Raw genomic sequence first — 20475 nt, forward strand, 5'->3', positions numbered from 1 at the left:
TTCTATTAATCTGCGTCAAATTCCTGGCCATGCGCCAAGCCCACCGGGCCTGGAAGATGCCCGGAGACTGCCCCTCCTCCAGGGGCACAGTGCCTCATCAGCCCTTTTTCATCGGGCAGGTGTTCATGCCCAGCAGCTTGTAGGCAGGGCAGGTGCCGACCAGGCCGGTGACCAGCGGCACCACGCCGATCCAGCCCCACAGCCCCACCGTGCCGGTGGCGGCCAGGCCGATCAGCACCAGGCCGACGATGATGCGAAGAATGCGGTCGATGCCGCCGATGTTGCGTGTCATGTCAAGCTCCTTGTTGACGTGTGAATGATTCCGGATGGTCAGAAGGGCCGGGCGCGACGCCGCAGCCCGGTCAGCAGGGGCCAGGCAAAGGCCAGGCCCGCCGCACCCCAGCCCGCGGCAATGCCGAGCAGGTTGGCCCAGTCGACCCAGTACTTGAGTTCGGTCAGGCTGGAGCCGATCCAGCTCGGCGTGACGAAGAAGATGACGATCGCCACCGCCAGCCCCAGGCCAATGGCCCCGGGCAGGCTGGCGCGCCAGGCGGCGGCGCCACGGCCCCAGGCGCGTGCCATCAGCAGCAGCCAGACGATGGCCAGCGCGAGCAGCCAGGGCCAGATGCCCAGCGCCAGTTCCCAGACGATGTTCAGCATCAACCAGATTTCATACATGGTGATTCTCCTGGACGATCAGACCCGACCCTTGAGCACGGCGACGTAGGCCGGCTTGAGCAGCCGCACCTTCATGAACCAGGCCATGAAGCTCTCCTGCAGCGGCTCGATCATCGGCAGCGAGGGCGTGAGCCTGCCGTCGTAGTCGAACTCGATCAGCATGGCCGAGCCCTCGCGCACGATCATCGGGCACGAGGTATAGCCGTCGAAGATCTCGTCGGCGGCCTGGCCCTCGATCACGCGCGCCAGGTTGTGGGCCACGATGGGGGCGCTCTTCTTGACGGTGGCGGCCGTCTTGCCGCGCGGCGTGCCGTTGATGTCGCCGACGCCGAACACGTTGGGGTAGCGCAGGTGCTGCAGCGTGTCCTTGTTCACTTCGAGCCAGCCGCCGGGCGCCATCGGACCCTCCTTCGCGGCAAGCTCGCTGTTCTTCACCGCATCGGGCGCGCGCATCGGCGGCACCACGTGCAGGAAGTCGTAGGCGACCTCGCTGCGATCGCCTTCGGGCGTGGCGAACACGGCCTTGCGCGCGGCCGGGTCGACCGCCACCAGCTTGCTCAGGTAGTGCGCGCGGATGCCCAGGCTCTTCCAGCGCGCCAGCACGTCGTCGTTGACCACCTTGACGCCAAACACGGTGTCATGGGGCAGGCCACTGTGGAAGTCGATGCGCGAGCGCTCCAGCGTGCCGGCCTGGCGCAGCCGGTCGGCCACCATGAAGGTCATCTTCAGCGGCGCGCCCGCGCACTTGAGCGGGCCGGCCGGCAGGGTCATCACGGCCTGGCCACCCTGGGCGCGGAAGGCGTCCATGGCGCGCCAGGTGGCGAGCGCCGCCTCGGGGCTGTGATAGACGCTGCCCAGGCCGTTCTGGCCGATGGCCGCGACGTCCATGCCCTCGATCTGGTCGTAGCCCAGTTGCAGGCCGGTGGCGACGACCAGGAAATCGTAGTCGATGGTGCGGCCGCCGGTGGTGGTCAGGCGGTTGTTGGCCGGGTCGAACTCGGCCACCATTTCCTGCACCCATTCCACGCCTTCGGGCTGGAAGTCGGCGTTGCGGTCCTTCACCTTCTCGATCGGCCACACGCCGCTGGCGATCAGGGTGTAGCCAGGCTGGTAGTTGTGCTCCTGCTTGGCGTCGACGATGGTGATGCGGGCCTGCGGCGCGAGCTTGCGCATGCGGCTGGCCACCGCGATGCCGCCCAGGCCGCTGCCGGCAATCACGATGTGTGCCTTGCTGGCCGAGGTCTGCGCGTGCGCCACCGGCAGGGCCTGCAGGGCGCCAGCGGCAATCGGCACGGCTCCCAGCGTGCGCAGCATGGCGCGACGCGAGGGACGGGGATCGAGCGAACGACTCATGGCTGGTCTCCTTTCCCAAAAAACCCGGGGCGTCAGGCCCCCGACTTGCGCAACAGGCGCACGTGCATGGGACGGCTGAAGTCGGCACCGTCCGGCCCCACATGCGGTTCAAAGGCGTCGCGCACGCGCTGGCGCAGCGCCGCATCGAAATGGCGCTGCGCAAAGCTGACGTCGAGCATGCGGCGCTCGAAGTCGACGTAATCGGCGTAGTGCACCGGCACGACGAAGCGGCGCTCGGCGGCGGCCGTCCAGCGGCCGGAGTCCAGCGCCCGGTCCAGCGCGGCCTGCGCGGCGGCGCGCACCTCGCCCTCGTCGTTGAACAGGCGCGTGATCTCGTTCAGCGCGCCGGCATACACCGGCTCCGAGACGTAGAGATGACCGCCTGGACGCAGCACGCGGTGCGCCTCGGCCAGCGCGGCATCCATCCGCGCCAGCGGCACGTGGTGCAGCGACTTGAGCATCAGCGCGAGGTCGAAGCCGGCATCGGGCAGCGGAATCGCCTCGGCGCCGGCGGCGATGAACGCGAGGCGCTCGGCCGGCGCCGCCAGGTTCTTCGCGTGCTGGACGGCATCGACCTCGAGCCCGGTCACGTGAGCATCCGGGAAGCGCTGCAGCAGCGTGCGCGCCAGGCGGGCGCTGCCGCAGCCCAGTTCGATCACGTCCAGCCCGGCCAGCGGCACCAACTCGTCCAGGATCACGAGTTCGTCGGTCTCGATGCGCTGTGGCATGTCCACGGCACGGCCCCCTATCGGTACTGCGCCAGGTAGCGGCGCTCGAAACGGTGCTTGGCCCAGTGCGCCAGCCGCATCGGCGGCAGCGCGAACTGCCGGCGTTCGCTGCGGTAGACCAGGGTGCCCTCGTCCAGCGCGTCGATGATGCACATCAGCTCCACCTTGAAGCCGTGACGCGCCGGCTCGCCGCGCAGTTCGGCCAGCAGGTTGCGCGCCGCCGCGGCGGCCTGCAGGTCGGCCATGTGCGCCTGCTTGGGCATCCAGTCGGGACCGGGAAAGCTGCCACTGTCGCCGACCACCCAGGTGCGCTCGAAACCCGGCACGGCACAGTGCGCATCGGCGGAGATCAGGCCACCGGGTGAGCGCGGCAGCGTGCTCTGCTCCAGCCAGGCCGGACCGGTGAGGCCGGTCATGAACAGGATCAGGTCGGCCGCGAACTCGCCGCCCTCGGTCACCACCTGACCGGCCTCGAAGCGCAGCGGCTTGTGGCCCAGGCGCGTCTCGATGCCGCGCTGCGCCATGCGCTCCAGCAACCGCGCCACCGCCTTCGGCCCCAGCCGCGCGCCCGGCGTGGTGGAACCGTTGAAGAACACCAGCTTGAAGCGCTCGCGCCGACCCTCGCGGCGCAGCTGGCGCTCGATGCCGAACAGGAACTCGAACATCGGCCCGCCGCGCACGGCACCGGGCTCCTTCGGATTGGTGCCGAAGCCGATGGCAATGGTGCCGCCCTGCATCTCGCGCAGGCGATCGCGGATGCGCTCGGCCGCATCGATGCCCTCGCACGGCGTGATGGCGTGCTCGATGCCCGGCAGCTTCTTGATGAAGCGCGCGCCGCTGGCGATCACCAGCGCGTCGTTGGCGACCTCGCCCGCCGTGGTGTGCACGGTGCGGCCGTCCGCCGACAGGCCCGTAACGCTGGCGGCCACGTGCTGCACCCGCATGCGCTCGAAGAACGGCGCCAGCGGCACCACCAGGTCGCTGCGCTGGCGCTTGCCGCTGGGAATCCAGATGATGCCGGGCAGGTAGTGCAGCTCGGCACGCGGCGCGACCACGGTGATCGGGTCGCTGCAGCCGTGCTGGCGCAGCAGGCGCACGGTGGACAGGGCGCCAAAGCCGGCGCCCAGCACCACGATGCGGCGGCCGGAAGCGGGGTTCGTCATGGCTTGTCCTCCGGGACCAGGCCGGCATTGACCTGCGCCAGCAGCGCCTCGTCCAGCCGGTCGGCCAGCAGCGCCAGACGCAGGCGATTGAGCACCTGGTCGACGCGCGCCTGTGCCAGCGCCAGTTCGGCCGCGGCCAGGTCATTCTCGGCGTTCAGCACGTCGAGCGTGGTGCGGTCGCCGACCTCGAGCCCCAGGCGAGTGGCGTCCAGCCGGGCCCGGTTTGCCGTCAGGCTGTCCTCGAGCGCGGTGATGCGGGTGGCGCCCACCTGCAGGCCCTGCCAGGCGGCGCGCACCTGCTGGCGCACTTCCTCGCGCGCCAGGTCGAGCTCGGCACGGGCCTGGCCGACGCGCTCGGCCGCCTCGCGTGCCTGCGCCGTCAGCATGCCGCCGGTGTAGAGCGGGATGTTGAGCTGCACGCCCACCAGGCCGTCGACCGCGCGATTGCGGGCCGAGCCGAAGTCGCCATGGCCACCGATGCGCTGGTGCGAGGCCTGGGCCACCAGGTCCAGGGTCGGTTTGCCGGCCGCGTCCTGCTGGCGCAGCTTCTGCTCGGCCACGCCCACCGCCTGGGTGAGCAGACGCAGGCGTGGGTTGTCGGCGTCGGCGGCGACCAGCCAGCCGGGCAGGCCATCGGCCGGATCGGGCGCCTGGCGCGGCAGGCGCGCGTGGTTCGGCCAGGCCGGTGCTGCCGGCCAGCTGCTCGCGCTGCACGCCGGCCGCCAGCTCGGCCGCCGCGTGCTGGGCGCGCACGCCCGCCAGCGCGGCATCGGCCTCGTGGGTGTCGGTGATCGCAGCGGCACCCAGCTGGTAGCGGTCGTGCGCCTCGGCGCGCGAGCGGCCCACCGTGTCGAGCTGGCGCGCCATCACGCGCACGCGTTCGTCCGCCAGCGCGAGCGCGAAGTAGCTTTCCGTGGTGCGCAGCATGAGTTCGGCCTGGGCCGCGCGCCAGGCGGTGTCACCCATGTCGGCCGCGCCCTCCAGCTGCGCGCGCTGCGCATCGCGCGCCGCATTCACCAGCGGCTGCTGCGCGACCACGGCCACGCGCGTGGCCAGCCCGCCTTCCACCGAGGTGGCAAAGCGCGCCTCGTCGATGGTGCCCATGCCCGGCGCCGAGAAGCGCGCGCCGCGCATGGCGTTTTCCTGCAACCCCGCGCCGACGCCCAGGTTGAGCGCGACGCTGGGGCGCCACAGCGCGTCGGCCTGCCCGCGCAGCGCCTGGCTGGCGCCGTGCTCGGCACGTGCCACCGCGAGCTTGTGATCGTGCCCGGCGGCGGCGCGCCAGACCGTCAGCAGGTCCTGCGCGTGCGCCGGTGCCGCCAGCAGCGGCAGCGCGATCGCGGCGCCGAATGCCAGACGCGCTAGTGCAGTGTTTCGCGCTATCAGGCACTTATAAAAGCCAGAAAAAGGCTTGCGGCAAGGCGCGGTTCGTAGCCAATGCTGGCGGCCTTGGCAAGAATCGCAACGCCGCCGCGAGCCTTTTTCTGGCTTCCCGCAGGGCGAGCCGCCAAGGGGCCATCTGCTTTGTTGCGTGGCCTTGACATGGAACCACCATGCCTGCAGCCACGCGCCGCGCAGCTGGCCCCTTGGCGACTCGTTATCAGTACCTGACAGCGTGAAACACTGCACTGGGGTCTTCATGCCGGGGCCTTTTCCCCGCCGAATTCCTCGTAGGCGGCCAGGGCCGAGGCGGCATACATCAGGCCCGGGCCACCGCCCATGTAGACGCACATGCCAAGCATCTCCTCGACCTCGGCGCGCGTGGCGCCCAGCTTGACCAGCGCCTTGGCGTGATAGCCGACGCAGGGATCGCAGCGCGCGCCCACCGAGAGCGCCATGGCGATCAGCTCCTTGGTCTTGGCGTCCAGCACGCCCGCCTTGCTGGCGGACTGCGCCATGGCGCCAAAGCCCTGCATCACGTCCGGGATGTCCTTGCGCAGCTTGGCCGAGTTGGCGGAAACCGCGGCGATCAGATCCTTGTAGTTTTCAACCATGGGGTCTCCTTTCGCGATCCGGTCAGGCGCCGCCGTTGCAGCTCTCGCCCGGCACGCCGAGCTTGATGAGGATGTTGTTCAACATGCACCACTTGGTGAAACCGCTTTGCAGCAGGTTGACGCCGACGAAGGCGGTGAGCCAGAGCCAGTTGCTGCTGTGGAAGATCGGGCTGCCCTGCACGCCGAGGGCGAGCGAAAGCAGGATGAAGGTGCCCGCGAAGATGCGGACGACGCGCCACGATGTCATTTCATACTCCTTCAGGGTTTTGACAACGAAACAAGCTTGGATGCGGCGGCGAGGCGCCGCCGCGCGGGACAGTCATTCCTCCAGACGCTGGATGCCCAGGCTCTTGAGCAGGTAGCGCTCGTAGACCGGGTCCGGATTGCCGGTGCGCATCTTGCGCATGAAGTACTTCTCGAACGCGATCTTGGCCAGGTGCACCCACTTGCCCTTCTTGAACCAGTTGACGTTGCGTGGCGGGATCTGCGGCAGCGCCACGAAGGCGGCGCCGGTATCGCCCATGTCGGCCAGGCAGATCGCGTTCCAGGTGCCCTTGGCGCGCGCGGGTTGTCCGGCCAGCTCGGCAGCGATGTTGTGCGCGATCGCCGTGACCATGCTCTCGATCATGTAGCCGGTCTTGGGTGCACCCGTCGGCACCGGGGTTGCCTCCACCGGCGGAATGGCGACGCAGACGCCCGCCGAGAAGATGTTGCCGTACTTCTTGCTGCGCTGGTATTCATCGATCAGCACGAAGCCGCGCGGGTTGCACAACCCGGGCACGGCCGCCACCGCGTCGACGCCCTTGAAGGCTGGCAGCATCATCGCCAGCTTGAACGGCAGTTCGTGCTCCTTGTGCGGCTCGCCCTTGTCGTTCACCTCGGTGACGAACATCTTGCCCGCCTCGACGCGCGTGGTGCGGGCGTTGGTGATCCACCGGATGTCCCGCTCGCGCAGCTCGCTCTCCAGCATGCTCTTGCTGTCGCCCACGCCGGCCAGGCCGAGATGGCCGATGTACGGCTCGCTGGTGACGAAGGTGATCGGCACCTTGTTGCGCAGCTTGCGCTTGCGCAGGTCGGCGGCGACGATGAAGCTGAATTCGTAGGCCGGGCCGAAGCAGCTCGCGCCCGGCATGGCGCCGACGATGATCGGCCCCGGGTCCTTGAGGAACTCCTGGTACCGTGCCCACCACTCCTGTGCGTGGTCCACGGTGCAGACCGAATGCGTGTGGCCGTCCAGCGGCCCGGAGCCGGGCACCTCGTCGAACGCCAGCCTGGCGCCGGTGGTGATCACCAGGTAATCGTAGTCCAGCTCGTCGCCGCCATCCAGCAGCAGCCGGTTGGCTTCGGCGTCGATGCGATCGACGCGTCGGGCGACGAAATCGATGCCCTTCCTGCGCAGCGGCTCGGCGATGTCGATCACCACCTCCCGGCGTTCGCGCCAGCCGACGGCCACCCAGGGGTTCGAGGGAACGAACTGGAAATAGTCGGTCGCGTTCACCACCGTGACGCGGTGTTGCGCGCCCACGGCAGCCTTGATCTCGTAGGCGGCCGGCATGCCGCCCAGACCCGCGCCCAGAATCACGATGTGTGCCATGGTCTGTCTCCTTCAGGGGCTGTTTGGAACCTGCTCGACCTGCACATCGGCAACATCGGTTGATGCATCTTCAGCGTCAGGGTGGCTGCCGCGGTAGGCGATGAAATAAAGGATGGGGATCACCACCAGCGTCAGCACGGTGGAGACCAGGATGCCGAAGATCAGCGAGATCGCGAGCCCGTTGAAGATCGGGTCGTCGAGGATGAAGAGCGCGCCGATCATGGCCGCCAGCGCGGTGAGCGCGATCGGCTGGGCGCGGATGATGGCGCTCTGCACGATGGCGTGCTTGAAGTCGACCCCGGCGGCGAGCTGCAGCTTGATGAAGTCGACCAGCAGGATCGAGTTGCGCACGATGATGCCCGCGAGCGCGATCATGCCGATCATGCTGGTCGCGGTGAACTGCGCGTGCAGCAGGGCGTGACCGGGCATCACGCCGATGATGGTGAGCGGGATCGGCGCCATGATGATCAGCGGCGTCAGGTACGAGCCGAAGTGCGCCACCACCAGCAGGTAGATCAGGATCAGGCCGACGGCGTAGGCGGCGCCCATGTCGCGGAAGGTCTCGTAGGTGATCTGCCACTCGCCGTCCCACTTGAGCGCATAGCCGGCGTAGGGATTGGCGGGCTGACGGATGAAGGTCTCATCCAGGCTGCCGCCGTCGGGCATCCTGAGCTGCGCCAGGCTGCTGCGCATCTGGAACATGCCGTAGAGCGGGCTGTCGACCGAATTGGTGGCGGTGTGCGCCATGTCGCCCATGACGAAGTCCACCGGCAGCAGGTCCTTGTGGATGATGGGCTGTTCGCGCAGCGTGTCGCTCACCCGCACCAGGTCGCGGATCGGCACCGCCGCCCCGCCCTGGGCGCGCACCGTGAGCTGCAGCAGCGCATCGACGCTGCCCTGCAGTTCGGGCGCCAGCTGCACCATGGCCGGCACGGCATAGCGACTGCCATCGTGCAGCCAGGTGGCCGCGTCACCCGCCAGGCCCATGCGCAGCGTGCTGGCGATGGCCTGCTGCGTCACGCCCAGTTGCGCCGCCTTGCTGCGGTCGACCAGCAGCACGGTGCGCGGCGCGTCGGCAATCGTGGTGTCGTCGATGTCGACCACGCCGTCGGTGCCCTCGAACACCTTGCGCACCTCGCGCACCACGGCGCGCCGGCCTTCGGCGTCGGGCCCGTAGATTTCGGCCACGATGGGCGACAGCACGGGCGGGCCCGGGGGCACCTCGACCACCTTGACGTTGGCGCCGTAGTGCGCGCCGATGGCCTGCAGCGCCGGGCGCTCGCGCATGGCGATGGCGTGGCTCTGTTCCTTGCGCTCGGACTTGTCCACCAGGTTGACCTGGATGTCGCCGACCTCGCCGCCGGCGCGCAGGTAGTACTGGCGCACCAGGCCGTTGAAGTTGATCGGCGCGGCGGTGCCGGCATAGGCCTGGAAGTTGGTGACCTCGGGCACCGTCGCCAGGTGCGCGCCCAGCGCCTGCAGCACGGCGGCGGTGCGCTCCACCGGCGTTCCGGCCGGCATGTCGACCACCACCTGGAACTCGCTCTTGTTGTCGAACGGCAGCATCTTCAGCACCACCGCGCCGAGCACCGGCAGAGCCACCGAGACCGCGATCAGCCCGGCGACCGCGAGGCCCAGCAGGCCGCGATTGCGCCCGCCGCGCCGCTCATCCAGCAGCGGGCGGAAGATGCGCGTGAACAGCGGCGCCAGCCAGCGCGCGAGGCCATGCCCGGCCGCCTTGCCGTCGTCGTGCTGGTGCGTCGCCTTCATCCACAGCCGTGCCAGCCAGGGCGTGACGGTGAAGGCAATCGCCAGCGACAGCAGCATGCCCATGCTGGCGTTGATGGGGATCGGGCTCATGTAGGGGCCCATCAGCCCGGTCACGAAGGCCATCGGCAGCAGCGCGGCGATCACCGTGAAGGTCGCCAGGATGGTCGGCCCGCCGACCTCGTCGACCGCGCCCGGAATGATCTCGGCCAGCGTCTTGCCGGGATGCAGGCCCTGGTGGCGGTGGATGTTTTCCACCACCACGATGGCGTCGTCCACCAGAATGCCGATCGAGAAGATCAGCGCGAACAGCGACACGCGGTTCAGCGTGAAGCCCCAGGCCCAGGAGGCGAACAGCGTCACCGTCAGCGTCAGGATCACCGCGGTGCCGACGATCGCGGCCTCGCGCCGGCCCAGCGCGAAGAACACCAGCGCCACCACCGACAGCGTGGCGAACAGCAGCTTCTTGATCAGCGTCATCGCCTTGTCGTTGGCGGTGGCACCGTAGTTGCGCGTCTCGCTCACCCGCACCTCGGCCGGGATCACGCTGCCGCGCAGCTCGGCGACGCGCGCCATCACGGCATCGGCCACGGTGATGGCGTTCTCGCCGGGCTTCTTGGTGATCGCCAGCGTCACCGCGGGCTGCTCGACGAGCGTGCGCCGGCCGCCGGCCTGCTGCACCTCGCCGTGCCACACGGTGCGCGTGGTGGGCGGCGCGCCATCGCGCACCGTGGCCACCTCGCGCAGGTAGACCGGGCGGCCCGCGCGCACCGCCAGCACCAACTCGGCCACGTCCTGCGCGCTGTGCAGGTAGGGGCCGGTCTCGAGCGCGATCGCCTGGTTGCCGGCCAGCAGGTCGCCCAGCGGCAGGCCCATGTTGGCCGCCTGCAGGGCACCGCGCAACTCGTGCAGCGTGAGCCCGCTGGCGGCGAGCCGCGCCGGATCGACCTCGACCATCACGGCGCGGCCGGGCCCGCCGATGGTGGCCACCTCGCGCGTGCCCGGCACGCGCTTGAGCTCGGCCTCGATGCTGTGCGCCACGCGCTCCAGGTCCAGCGCCCCGGTGTCGGCGCGTGTGCCGTGCAGCGTGAGCGCCACGATCGGCACGTCGTCCACGCCCTTGGGCTTGATGATCGGCTGGCCCACGCCCAGGCCAGGCGGCAGCCAGTCGACATTGGCGCCGACGGCGTCGTACAGGCGCACCACCGCGGTCTGGCGCGGCACGCCGACCTGGAACTGCACCGTCAGCACCGCCACGCCCGGGCGCGACACGCTCATCACGTGCTCGACGCCGCTCATCTGCGACAGCACCTGCTCGCCCGGCGAGGCGACCATGGCCTCCACGTCCCTTGCGCTCGCACCGGGGAAGGGCACGATCACGTTGGCCATCGTCACGTCGATCTGCGGTTCTTCCTCGCGCGGCGTGACGAGCAGCGCGAACAGGCCAAGCAGGAAGGCCACCAGCGCCAGCAGCGGCGTGATCTGCGCGGCCTCGAAATACGCGGCGATGCGGCCCGAGATGCCGAGTCGCGCCGTGTCGGCAGGCCCGTGCTGGGATGCGGGAACGGTCATGCGGTTCGTCCCCCGACGTTACTGGCTCGCTGCCCGCACCGCGGCGCGCGTGGCGGCCGCCGGGTCGGCGGCCACGTGCTCGCCCGCATCCAGGCCGGCCAGCACCTCGACCTCGCTGCCCTGCACCGGCCCCAGGCGCACCTGGCGCAACCGCGGTTGCTGCTGGGCATCGAGCACGTAGACGCCAGTCACCTCAGCGCGCCGCACCACGGCACTGGCGGGCACGAACAGGCGCTGCGGCCCGGTTGCAGCGGCGCCAGCGAGCTGCAGGCGCGCAAACTGGCCCGGCACCGCCTGGCTGCCGGCCGGCAGCGTGGCGCGTACCTCCTGCGTCAGCGAACGCGCGTCCACCGTCGGCAGCACCTGCACGCTGCTCGGCACCAGCTCGGCGTCGGTGCCCGCCAGCCACACGCGCACGCCGTCGGCGCCGCCCTTGAGGACGCTGGCCGGCACGTGCGCACTGACGCGCAGCGCGGCGGGGTCGTACACCGTGAGCAGCGGGCGCCCCGGCATCGCCATGTCGCCCTGCTCCACCACGAGCCGCGCCACCACGCCATCGAACGGCGCGCGCAGCACATGGAAGGCGGTCTGCGTGCGCGCCGCGCCGGCCTGGGACGACAGGGCACGCACCTGTGCCTGGGCCGCGCGATGCTGGCTCTCGGCCTGCTCCAGCGCACCCTGGCTGATGTATTTCTTCGCCGCCAGCTCGCGCTTGCGCGCCAGCTCGCGCGTGGCCACGTCGAGCTGCGCCTGCGCCGCCGCCACCTGGGCGCCGCTCGCGGCCGCAGCCTGCTCGGCCGCGCGCGCGTCGATGCGCAGCAGCACCTGCCCGGCACGCACGGCATCGCCGGCGCGCACGTTCAGCTCGGTCACGCTGCCGGCCACCTGGGCCGCCAGCTCGGCTTGGCGCACCGCCTGCACTTCACCGTCGAAGCGCGCAGCGGCGGCCGCCGCGTCCGCGCGCACGGCGGCCGCCTGCAGCTCCGCCGCGCGCAACGGCCCCGGCGCCAGCAAGGCGCCCATGAGCAGGACGGCCGTCAGGGCGATGGCCTGTAGCCGGATGTCGTGGGCCCGTGGCAACGCTTGCGGTCGAAAGGCTTGGCTTTTCGTGTTCATGGCGTTATTATTTGCGCAATCATGCAAATACGCAATAGCGCAAAAACAACAGGGTCTTCGGAACTCGATAGACTGGCATCCTCGCCCGCCGCTTCGGAGTGCCTGCTGTTGAATCCGCTGACCGATCTGCCGCCTGCCGCGCTGGAGCAGGTGGCGCATTATTTCCGCACGCTGTCGGAGCCGACGCGCCTGCGCATCCTCAATGTGCTGGGCACGGGAGAGTTGAGCGTCGGCGAAATCGCCGAGCAGGTGGACTCGAGCGTCGCCAATGTCTCGCGCCACCTCGCGCAGATGGCGCAGCATGGCCTGGTATCGCGCGCGCACCAGGGCAACAGCGTGCTCTACCGCATTGCCGACCCGTCGGTGCACGAGTTGTGCGACCTGGTGTGCGGCAGCATCGCGCGCCGCTTCGACCAGGCGGCCAGCGCGCGCGCCGCCTTCACGCGCGCGCCGCGGCGCCCACGCGCGGCGCGCTGAGGCGACCACTCAGGACGCGGGCGCGGCCCGCACCACCAGGGTCGAGATCTTGCTGTGCGCCAGCACGCTTTGCGTGACGCTGCCCAGCACCAGGCGCTCCAGCCCGCGCCGGCCGTGCGAGCCGATCACCACCAGGTCGGCGCCCGTGTTTTCGGCCGCGTCCATGATGCCGCGCCAGATGGCGTGCGACTCGACCACCCGGGTGTCGGCCTCGATGCCGGCCGCCTTCATGCGCTCGGCCGCGCCGTCCAGTGCCGCGCGCGCCTCGGCGCGGGCCGCGCTCAGGTACTGGTCCTGTCCGTAGGCGAACTCGGCACCCACGCCGGTGAAGGGATAGGGGTCGATCACGTAGACCGCCGACACCGGGCAACCGAACGCCTTGGCCAGCCCGATTGCCTTGTCGATGGCCGCCATCGATGTTTCCGAACCGTCCACAGGGGCCAGGATGTGCTTGAACATGCCGTACTCCTTTTCAGTCAATCAGTTCATTTTCCACCCCGAACCCTGCACGACACCATGATGCAAGTCAAGCAGCGGGCGCGAGAAAGCCGCCGCTGCGCAAGGTGACGACCAGGGTGTCCCGGTGGCCCGGCACGCCCGCGGCCGCGGGCTGGATCGGCGTCGTCTCGTGGATCACGGACTGGTCGTCCAGCAGCAGCAGCGACCACGGCTGCTCTAGCGTGAAGCGCTGGCCGCGCGGCCCATCGAGCTCGAACACGCGCGTCTCGCCGCCCTTGATGCCCGCGCATCCGACCAGGAACACCGCCACCAGGTCCACCCCGTCGCGGTGCGCGCCCTCCGGTGTCGGGCGACCGATGCCGCCCGCGGTGTCGATGCGAAACTGGTGCGCCTCGCCCCACCAGGGCTGGGCTCCGCGCAGGGCGTCGGCCATGCCCGCCAGCCAGGCCAGCAGGCCGCGCCAGGCCGGCTGCGCCAGGGTGCCCCGCAGCACCGGCGCAAACCAGCGCTCCAGGCCGCCGTGCAGCGCGTTGTACGCCAGCGGCTGCCAGTGCGGGCGCCGCGATTCGTCGTGCACTGCGCCCGCACGCACCGTGAACGAGGCATGGCGTCGGCGCCGGTAATGGCCACCGTCGCGCAGGTAGCGGTCCGGTTCCAGCCGGTCCCAGTCCGGTTGCAGGCGCGCGAGCTGCGGCCCCGTCACGCCCGCCAGGCGCTGCACCGTGGCGGCGTCCAGCACCGCAAAGCCCTCGGTGCAGAGCAGGGGCAGCAGATCCTCGGCGGTGGCGTAGGGCGGCGCGAACACGGCGGGCAGCGGGCAGCGGAAAGCCGCAAGCATAGTCCCGCCGAGGCGTGCCGCGCGAGCACCTCCCAGCCCCCGGCGACCCCGGCGTCGCGCCGCAGCGCGGGCTTGGCGAGAATCGGGGCAAGCCATGTCCGCATTCACGCCCCTGCTCGTCCTGGCCGCCCTGGCCGTCGCCCTGGCCCTGCGGCCGTGGCGCCTGCTCGCCGGTGGCGCCCTCGCCTCGCCGCTGCTGGCGGCGCTGGTGATCACGCCCTGGCTCTGGGCCCTGCCCTGGCTGCAGCCCATGCCCATGCGGCTGCAACTCTCGGGCGCCTGCCTGATCACGCTGGCGCTGGGCTGGCCACTGGCGGTGCCGGTGCTGTGCGCGATCGGCCTGGTCACGGGCCTGATCGCGCCGCTGGACTTCGCCCAGCAGCTCGACCTGACGCTGTGGCTCGGCATCGTGCCGGCCACCCTGGCCATGGGGCTGGGCCTGGCGCTGCGTCGCTGGCTGCCGCACAACCCCTTCATCTACATCCTCGGGCGTGGCTTCCTCGGCACCGTGGCCTGCCTGATGGCCACCGCCCTGCTGGCGCAATGGGCCGGCCGGCCGCTGGCCACCTCCACCGAACCCGAGCTCGCCTGGGTCGCGCGCTGGCTGCTGGCCTGGGGCGACGCCGTGCTGACCGGCATGCTGGCCGCCATCTGCGTCGCCTACCGGCCCGAGTGGCTGGCGACCTGGTCCGACCGCATCTACATCGCACCGCCGCCGCCCGACCCCGGCTGACGGGTCGGCAGCCACCGACGCACTTGTCTCAAGTCAAATTAATCCATGTTCATGTCATGGATAATTTGCGGAATTGGACCCCATTGGAAAGGGTGGACGCATGAAACTCTGGCAGGACCTCTTTGGCACCGACTACGGCCTGATGAGCATCTCGGGCATCGTGTTCATGATCGGCATGGCGATCTGGTTCGTGCGCTTCTTCCGGCGCAAGATCAACGAGAGCGCGCCCCGGCCGACGCCGGACGAGCAATAGACGCGCGGCGCCAAGCGCGCGCAGCGGCGGGCTTCGCCGCCAGGCCGGCACCCAGCCTGCGCGCCATCAGGCGCCGGCGTGCGCCTCCGCCTCCTGCAGCACGCGCCACAGCACCTTGCCCGAGCCGCTCTTGGGCAGGCCGTCGACGAACTGCACCTTGCGCGGAATCTTGTAGGCCGCCATGTGCTCGCGGCACCAGTCGATGATGTCCTGCTCGCTCACCTGCCCCTTGTGGCTGGCGCGCAGCACGACCACAGCCTTCACCGACTCGCCACGGTAGGCATCCTTGAACCCGATGATGCACGCTTCCTGGATCGCCGGGTTCTTGAACATCAGCGCCTCCACCTCGGCCGGCCACACCTTGAAGCCGCTGGCGTTGATCATGCGCTTGAGCCGGTCGGTCATGAAGAAGTAGCCGTCCTCGTCCACCCGGCCCATGTCGCCGGTGCGGAAGAAGCGCTTGCCATCCAGTTCGAAGAAGGCCTCGGCCGTCGCGTCCGGCCGCTTCCAGTAACCCTGGAACACCTCCGGCCCATGCGTCACGATCTCGCCCGATTCGCCCTGCGGCAGCTCCCGGAGCGTCTCCGGGTCGACGACACGCGAGTCGGTGCTCATGAAGGGGATGCCCAGGCACTGCTGCTTGGGCCGGTCCAGCGGATTGAAGTGCGAAGGCGCGGCGGTCTCGGTCAGGCCGTAGCCCTCGGCGTACCTCAGGCCGTACTGGTCTTCCAGCCGCTGCGCCACCGCGGCCGGCATCGCCGCGCCGCCCCCGCCCAGGTAGCACAGGCTCGACAGGTCGAAGCTGGCGAAGTTGGGACTGGCCAGCAGGTCGATGATCATGGTCGGAATGTTGCTCCAGTGCGTGACCTTCCAGCGCGAGATCAGGCGCCCGGCCAGTTCGCGGTCCCAGCGCGGCATCAGCACCATGGTGGCGCCGCCGTAGACCGAGGCATGCATCACGCCCACCATCCCGGTGACGTGGAACATCGGCACCACCAGCAGGCCCACCATGTCGGCGCTGCCGTTGACCCACAGGCCGCTCGCCACCGCGTTGTGCATCACCGAGGCATGCGTGTGCATGCAGCCCTTGGGCAGGCCGGTGGTGCCGCTGGTGTAGGGCAGCACCGACAGGTCCTGCGGCCCGGCCGTGGTCTCGGCCAGCGGCCCGTCCCAGGCGAGCACGTCGTGCCACGCATGCACCTGGCCGCCCGCCAGTGCCGGCAGCGGGTACTGCGTCAGCAGCCAGTCGCGCCACTGGGCAGGCGGCGCGTCATCGCCCTCCGCGCCAGCTTCGAAGCCGTCGGTGTACTGCGCGACGATCAGGTGCGCCAGTCCGCTGCCGGTCGGCAACGCGTCGGAAGCCGCCGCCAGCTCGCCCGCGATCTCGCCCGTGGTGATCGCCACGCGGGCGTCCGAGTCGCTGATGTAGTGCTGCAGCTCGTCGGCCTTGTTCATCGGGTTCACGGGCACCACCACCGCGTCGGCGCGCAGGATGGCGAAGTGCGCGATGATGAGTTGCGGCGTGTTCTGCATGTCCAGCAGCACGCGATCGCCCTTGGCCACGCCCAGCGCCTGCAGGCGCGCCGCCAGGCGCTCGGCCGCCTGCTTCATCTGCGCCCAGGTCAGCACCGAGCCGAAGAACACCGTCGCCGCCCGATCCGGATAACGCATGGCGCTCACCGCCAGGTTCTGCCACAGCGAGGTGGCCGGGATGGTGATGCTGTGGGGCAGGCGCGCGGGCCAGAACGGATAGTGAGCGGGCATCGGCTGTGTCTCCTTGAAATGACGCCGCCCAGCGCGTGCCCCGCGTCGGCGGTCTGCCCGAAATGGTAGCGCGCCGCCGCGTCGCGCCGCCACCGCACGCGGCGCGCCACAGTCGCGCAGGTGACGCCTCAGCGTCGCCGCGCCTTCCCGACCGCGACGCTCACTCGCCGGTGCACAGCTCCAGCACCTCGCCGCTGGTGCCGTCCGCGTTGTGCCTCAGCAGGGTGCCACTCGCACCCGCGCCGCTGCCCTTGGTCCACCACTCGATGCGCTCGCCCACGTAGCGCGCCCCGCCGGCCGAAACCGCGATCCCGAGCCTGTGGGCTTCGCCCTGGTATTGCACGATGGCCGAATCCGTGTCCGGATAGCTGGCGACGATGCGGGCGCCGCTTGCGCAGACATAGTTTTGCGTGAGGGTTGCGGCGAGGGTCTTGGTGCCAGGCCGCGCCTGCGGCGCGCAGGCGCTGGCGAGCAGCACCGGAGCCAGCAGGAACAGCGGGCGCAACAGGGGTTTCTCGAGCCAGCTCATAAAACAAGTCTATGCGATCCCAGCGCCGCGGCGTCAAGGCGCGGGCGCGCATCCGCCCTTCAGAACCCCGGCGTCTGATGGACGACCCACAACAGCCACACCGTGCCCGCAACGGTGGCGACCGCCCACGCGCGCATGACACGGGCCTGCGTCGCCAGTGGCGCATGGCGCGTGCTGCGCAGATCGCGCCGCCGGATCAGCCCGACCAGCAGCGCATGGCCGTTGAACGGCGTCCAGAACAGCGAAGGCTGGCCGATCTGCTCCGACATGACGGGGTCGATCGCATCCAGTGCCACATGCAGGCGATACAGGAGCCAGGCCCAGCCGGCGTAGAGCAGCAGAACCAGGGGGATGGCGATCTGGAGCATCGGGCTTCTCCCTGCGCGATCAGGGTCGGCAGCCGTCGAAGTGCGCGGGCTCCAATGCCATGTCAGCTCTCGCCAGAGGCGCGGTGGGCGTGCTTGGCCGGCTCGAGCATGGAGAACACGCCGGCAAGCCGCATGTCGATTCCGAGGAGGGGTTGTCGAAGGCCCTTGCGCAGGGCGGTACGCCGGCGCGCAGGGCATCACTTGCACCCAGCAGGCATGTCCATGGCCCCCACGGCTTCTGGCGATGAGCCCAAGTCGTCCAGTTGCGGCAAATCAGAACCATCCGCATGCATGCCATCACCTGGCCCTCACACCGCCGTCTCCCCCTCCTCCCCCGTCCGGATCCGCACCACGCGCTCCACGGCGGTGACGAAGATCTTGCCGTCGCCGATCTTGCCGGTGCGCGCAGCCTTGATGACGGCGTCGACGCAGCGGTCGACGGCGTCCTCGGGCACGACGACCTCGATCTTCACCTTGGGCAGGAAGTCGACCACGTATTCGGCGCCGCGGTAGAGCTCGGTATGGCCCTTCTGGCGGCCAAAGCCCTTGACCTCGGTGACGGTGAGGCCCGTGACCCCGACCTCGGCCAGGGCTTCGCGCACCTCCTCGAGCTTGAAGGGCTTGATGACGGCGGTGATCTGCTTCATGGGCTGTGCTCCTGGAAATTCAAGGGTTGTCGATGGGGCCAACATGGCCGGCCAGGCTGGCGCGCGGGGCGGACTCAGGCCGCAGCCGGCGCGACGCGGCCAGGGCGCTTCGCGAGTGGCGGCGGGTGCGCGGGAAGGTGGCCATGCGCGATTCTTTCACAGGCGCTCAGCGAAACCGCTGCGTCATCGGGTAGTGCCAGTCGACGCCGAAGGCGCGCGTCGAGACGCTGGGGCCGGGCGGCTCCTGGCGGCGCTTGTATTCGTTCTGGTGGATCAGGTGCACCACGCGCTCGACGACGTCGGCGGCCAGGCCCTCGGCGCGCAGTTCGGCCACGCTGGCACCCTGCTCGACGTAGCGCGTGATGATGGCGTCGAGCACCTCATAGGGCGGCAGGCTGTCCTGGTCGGTCTGGCCCGGGCGCAGTTCGGCGCTGGGCGGACGCGTCAGGATGCGCTCGGGGATCGGATTGGCGCCCGTGCCGAAGGGATCGTGCGCATTGCGCCAGCGCGCGAGCCGGTAGGCGGTGGTCTTGAGCACGTCGGCCAGCGGTGCGTAGGCGCCGCAGGTGTCGCCGTACAGGGTGCTGTAGCCGACCGCGGCCTCGCTCTTGTTGCCGGTGGCCAGGATCAGGTGACCCAGCTTGTTGGACAGCGCCATCAGCAGCACGCCGCGCACGCGGGCCTGGATGTTTTCCTCGGTCGTGTCCTCGGGCCGGCCGGCAAACAGCGGCGCCAGCGTGGCCTTGAAGGCCTCGAAGGCCGGGGCGATCGACACCTCGTCGTGGCGCACGCCCAGGCGCCGCGCCATCTCGCGCGCGTCCTCGACGCTGATATCGGCGGTGTAGAAGCTGGGCATCATCAGCGTGTGCACGGCGTCGGCGCCCAAGGCGTCGACCGCCAGCGCCAGCACCAGGGCCGAATCCAGCCCGCCCGACAGGCCGAGCGCGACGCGCTGGAAGCCGTTCTTGCGCACGTAGTCGCGCAGCGCCAGCACCAGCGCGCGCCACAGCTCCTCGTCGGCGCCGAGCACGGGCGCGCGCGGCGCTTCCAGCGTGACGGCGCCGCTGGCGTCGGTGGCCAGCACGTCGAGCGTCGCGCTCTCGAACTGGGGCGCGCTGCCGCTGGCCTGGCCGTCCGCGCCGAGCACGCGCGCACCGCCGGCAAACACCCACTGGTCCTGGCCGCCAACGCTGTTGACCCATACCAGCGGCAGGCCCGCGGCCTGCGCGCGTGCCGCGAGCGCGTGGCCAAGGGCGCGCGCCTGGCCGGCGCGGTAGGGCAGCGCGCGCAGCAGGACGATCCAGCTAGCGCCGGCCTGGCGCAGCCGCTCGATCTCCAGCGTGTCGTCGGTGTCGCCTCCGACCAGCAGGCCGGCGCGCACGCCGCCTGCCTCGAACACGCAGCCGCCGGCGCCGGGCGTGAAGTGCCGCGCTTCGTGCGGCGCCGCCTGCCCCGACAGGCGCCGCTGGGTGCTGCGTGCGCGCACCTGGCCGCCCTCGAGCACGCTGGCCGCGTGCACCAGTTGGCCGCCCTCGGCCTGCTGCGGATGGCCGACGACGATGGCAAGGCCTTGCAGCGCGGCGGTCGCCTGCGCCAGCGATTTCACGGCATCATCGCAGGCAGCGATGAAGGATGAGCGCAGCAGCAGGTCCTCCGGCGTGGGGCCGCAGATCGACAGCGCGGGCGTGAGCAGCACGCACGCGCCAGCGGCGTGCGCGGCGTGTGCCGCCGCTGCAATCTGGCCGGCATTGCCCGCCAGGTCGCCAACCACGGCATCAAGCTGGGCCACGCGGATGCGGAAGGTCATGAATGCACTCGTCTCGCCAAACGGACATGCATGGTAACGCGCCCCGGGCGGCTGGCCATGCCGGCTGGCGGCTGGAGATCGCCGCCGATCCGACGCGCATCGACGCCGCGCGCTGGGACGCGCTGCTGGCTCGCCAGGCCACGCCCACGCCATTCATGCGCCACGCCTACCTGGCGGCGCTGCACGCCAGCGGCAGCGCCGCGGCGCGCACCGGCTGGACGCCGCAGTACCTGCTGCTGTGGGATGGCGACGCACTGGCCGCAGCCTGCCCGCTCTACCTGAAGGAGCACTCCTACGGCGAATACGTGTTCGACTGGGCCTGGGCCAATGCCTACGCCGAACACGGCCTGGCCTACTACCCCAAGGCACTGGTGGCCGTGCCCTTCACTCCGGTGCCGGGCTCGCGCCTGCTGGCCCGTGATGCCCCGGCGCGCGCGGCGCTGCTGCAGGCGCTGCTGCAGGCCTGCACCGACAACGGGCTGTCGTCGCTGCACGTGCTGTACGGCGATGACACGGATGTCGCGGCCTGCGAGGACACCGGCCTGATGCTGCGCCAGCAGGTGCAGTTCCACTGGAAGAACATGAAGCCCCCACGCTCCGCGGCTGCGCCTGCTGCGCTGCCCCCCGAGGGGGCC

At 70.3% G+C, this 20475-nt stretch carries 22 protein-coding genes and 1 pseudogene; 4 read left to right on the top strand and 19 right to left on the bottom strand.

All coding sequences use genetic code 11. The features are described from left to right. Window positions 1-97: 97 nt before the first annotated feature. The 12 genes and pseudogenes from PKA16_RS04470 to PKA16_RS04525 all read right to left on the bottom strand — a co-directional run bounded on the left by PKA16_RS04470 (window position 98) and on the right by PKA16_RS04525 (window position 11965). Window positions 98-292, bottom strand: coding sequence for a DUF2892 domain-containing protein (locus tag PKA16_RS04470; protein WP_324400818.1), 195 nt, complete (start codon window positions 290-292; stop codon window positions 98-100). A gap of 38 nt (window positions 293-330) precedes the next feature. Then, on the bottom strand, window positions 331-678 hold the full coding sequence (locus PKA16_RS04475) for a hypothetical protein (RefSeq protein WP_324400820.1): 348 nt from the start codon (window positions 676-678) through the stop codon (window positions 331-333). An 18-nt stretch (window positions 679-696) separates the two neighbouring features. Then, window positions 697-2031 carry an FAD/NAD(P)-binding oxidoreductase gene (locus tag PKA16_RS04480; protein WP_324400822.1) on the bottom strand — a complete coding sequence of 445 codons (1335 nt, stop codon included), beginning with the start codon at window positions 2029-2031 and terminating at the stop codon, window positions 697-699. Between the two features lie 32 nt (window positions 2032-2063). After that, the gene (locus tag PKA16_RS04485) at window positions 2064-2759 is read right to left on the bottom strand and encodes a class I SAM-dependent methyltransferase (RefSeq protein ID WP_324400882.1); all 696 of its coding nucleotides are present in this window, start codon (window positions 2757-2759) and stop codon (window positions 2064-2066) included. A 17-nt stretch (window positions 2760-2776) separates the two neighbouring features. Then, entirely contained in the window at window positions 2777-3922 is a 1146-nt protein-coding gene (locus tag PKA16_RS04490) for an FAD-dependent oxidoreductase (RefSeq protein WP_324400824.1), read from the bottom strand. After that, window positions 3919-4692 carry a TolC family protein gene (locus PKA16_RS04495; protein ID WP_324400826.1) on the bottom strand — a complete coding sequence of 258 codons (774 nt, stop codon included), beginning with the start codon at window positions 4690-4692 and terminating at the stop codon, window positions 3919-3921. Before PKA16_RS04495 ends, PKA16_RS04490 begins: the two co-directional genes overlap by 4 nt. Further along, window positions 4664-5563, bottom strand: a pseudogene (locus PKA16_RS04500) (TolC family protein); the annotation flags it as partial. The gene PKA16_RS04495 and the pseudogene PKA16_RS04500, both read right to left, overlap by 29 nt. Then, complete coding sequence (locus PKA16_RS04505) at window positions 5560-5916, bottom strand: carboxymuconolactone decarboxylase family protein (RefSeq protein WP_324400828.1); 357 nt, start codon at window positions 5914-5916, stop codon at window positions 5560-5562. The gene PKA16_RS04505 and the pseudogene PKA16_RS04500, both read right to left, overlap by 4 nt. 22 nt (window positions 5917-5938) lie before the next feature. Continuing rightward, on the bottom strand, window positions 5939-6163 hold the full coding sequence (locus tag PKA16_RS04510; RefSeq protein ID WP_324400830.1) for a DUF2892 domain-containing protein: 225 nt from the start codon (window positions 6161-6163) through the stop codon (window positions 5939-5941). 72 nt (window positions 6164-6235) lie between these two features. Then, window positions 6236-7510 (bottom strand): FAD/NAD(P)-binding oxidoreductase, encoded by a 1275-nt coding sequence (locus PKA16_RS04515; protein ID WP_324400832.1) that lies wholly within the window; start codon window positions 7508-7510, stop codon window positions 6236-6238. A gap of 12 nt (window positions 7511-7522) precedes the next feature. Then, complete coding sequence (locus PKA16_RS04520) at window positions 7523-10849, bottom strand: efflux RND transporter permease subunit (RefSeq protein WP_324400834.1); 3327 nt, start codon at window positions 10847-10849, stop codon at window positions 7523-7525. A gap of 18 nt (window positions 10850-10867) precedes the next feature. Then, entirely contained in the window at window positions 10868-11965 is a 1098-nt protein-coding gene (locus PKA16_RS04525; protein WP_324400836.1) for an efflux RND transporter periplasmic adaptor subunit, read from the bottom strand. A gap of 117 nt (window positions 11966-12082) precedes the next feature. On the opposite strand from PKA16_RS04525, the gene PKA16_RS04530 reads away from it, so the two are divergent. Next, complete coding sequence (locus tag PKA16_RS04530; RefSeq protein WP_324400884.1) at window positions 12083-12442, top strand: metalloregulator ArsR/SmtB family transcription factor; 360 nt, start codon at window positions 12083-12085, stop codon at window positions 12440-12442. A gap of 9 nt (window positions 12443-12451) precedes the next feature. Here PKA16_RS04530 and PKA16_RS04535 read toward each other — a convergent pair whose 3' ends face one another. Next, the gene (locus PKA16_RS04535; RefSeq protein ID WP_324400838.1) at window positions 12452-12901 is read right to left on the bottom strand and encodes a universal stress protein; all 450 of its coding nucleotides are present in this window, start codon (window positions 12899-12901) and stop codon (window positions 12452-12454) included. Between the two features lie 67 nt (window positions 12902-12968). Beyond that, a complete protein-coding gene (locus PKA16_RS04540; RefSeq protein ID WP_324400840.1) occupies window positions 12969-13739 on the bottom strand; it encodes a 2OG-Fe dioxygenase family protein in 771 nt (256 codons plus the stop codon). Between the two features lie 94 nt (window positions 13740-13833). Here PKA16_RS04540 and PKA16_RS04545 point away from each other — a divergent pair, with 94 nt between their 5' ends. Both PKA16_RS04545 and PKA16_RS04550 read left to right on the top strand, forming a co-directional pair. Beyond that, window positions 13834-14472 carry a hypothetical protein gene (locus tag PKA16_RS04545; protein ID WP_324400842.1) on the top strand — a complete coding sequence of 213 codons (639 nt, stop codon included), beginning with the start codon at window positions 13834-13836 and terminating at the stop codon, window positions 14470-14472. 100 nt (window positions 14473-14572) lie between these two features. Further along, window positions 14573-14725 (top strand): DUF3149 domain-containing protein, encoded by a 153-nt coding sequence (locus tag PKA16_RS04550; RefSeq protein ID WP_324400844.1) that lies wholly within the window; start codon window positions 14573-14575, stop codon window positions 14723-14725. A gap of 66 nt (window positions 14726-14791) precedes the next feature. Here the strand turns inward: PKA16_RS04550 and PKA16_RS04555 are convergent, their stop codons facing one another. The 5 genes from PKA16_RS04555 to PKA16_RS04575 all read right to left on the bottom strand — a co-directional run bounded on the left by PKA16_RS04555 (window position 14792) and on the right by PKA16_RS04575 (window position 19840). After that, a complete protein-coding gene (locus PKA16_RS04555; protein WP_324400846.1) occupies window positions 14792-16489 on the bottom strand; it encodes a long-chain fatty acid--CoA ligase in 1698 nt (565 codons plus the stop codon). Window positions 16490-16649: 160 nt separating this feature from the next. Then, on the bottom strand, window positions 16650-17018 hold the full coding sequence (locus PKA16_RS04560) for an MliC family protein (RefSeq protein ID WP_324400847.1): 369 nt from the start codon (window positions 17016-17018) through the stop codon (window positions 16650-16652). A gap of 59 nt (window positions 17019-17077) precedes the next feature. After that, window positions 17078-17386: a hypothetical protein gene (locus PKA16_RS04565; RefSeq protein WP_324400849.1), complete on the bottom strand. Its 309-nt coding sequence runs from the start codon at window positions 17384-17386 to the stop codon at window positions 17078-17080. Between the two features lie 308 nt (window positions 17387-17694). Continuing rightward, complete coding sequence (locus PKA16_RS04570) at window positions 17695-18033, bottom strand: P-II family nitrogen regulator (protein WP_324400851.1); 339 nt, start codon at window positions 18031-18033, stop codon at window positions 17695-17697. A gap of 166 nt (window positions 18034-18199) precedes the next feature. Then, window positions 18200-19840, bottom strand: coding sequence for an NAD+ synthase (locus PKA16_RS04575; protein WP_324400853.1), 1641 nt, complete (start codon window positions 19838-19840; stop codon window positions 18200-18202). A 26-nt stretch (window positions 19841-19866) separates the two neighbouring features. Between PKA16_RS04575 and PKA16_RS04580 the strand changes: the two genes are divergently transcribed. Further along, window positions 19867-20475: peptidogalycan biosysnthesis protein (locus PKA16_RS04580; RefSeq protein ID WP_324400855.1), on the top strand; the 609-nt coding region annotated here is incomplete at its 3' end.

Origin of the sequence: Ottowia sp., from assembly GCF_035325765.1 — a bacterium.
Lineage (GTDB): Bacteria > Pseudomonadota > Gammaproteobacteria > Burkholderiales > Burkholderiaceae_C > Ottowia.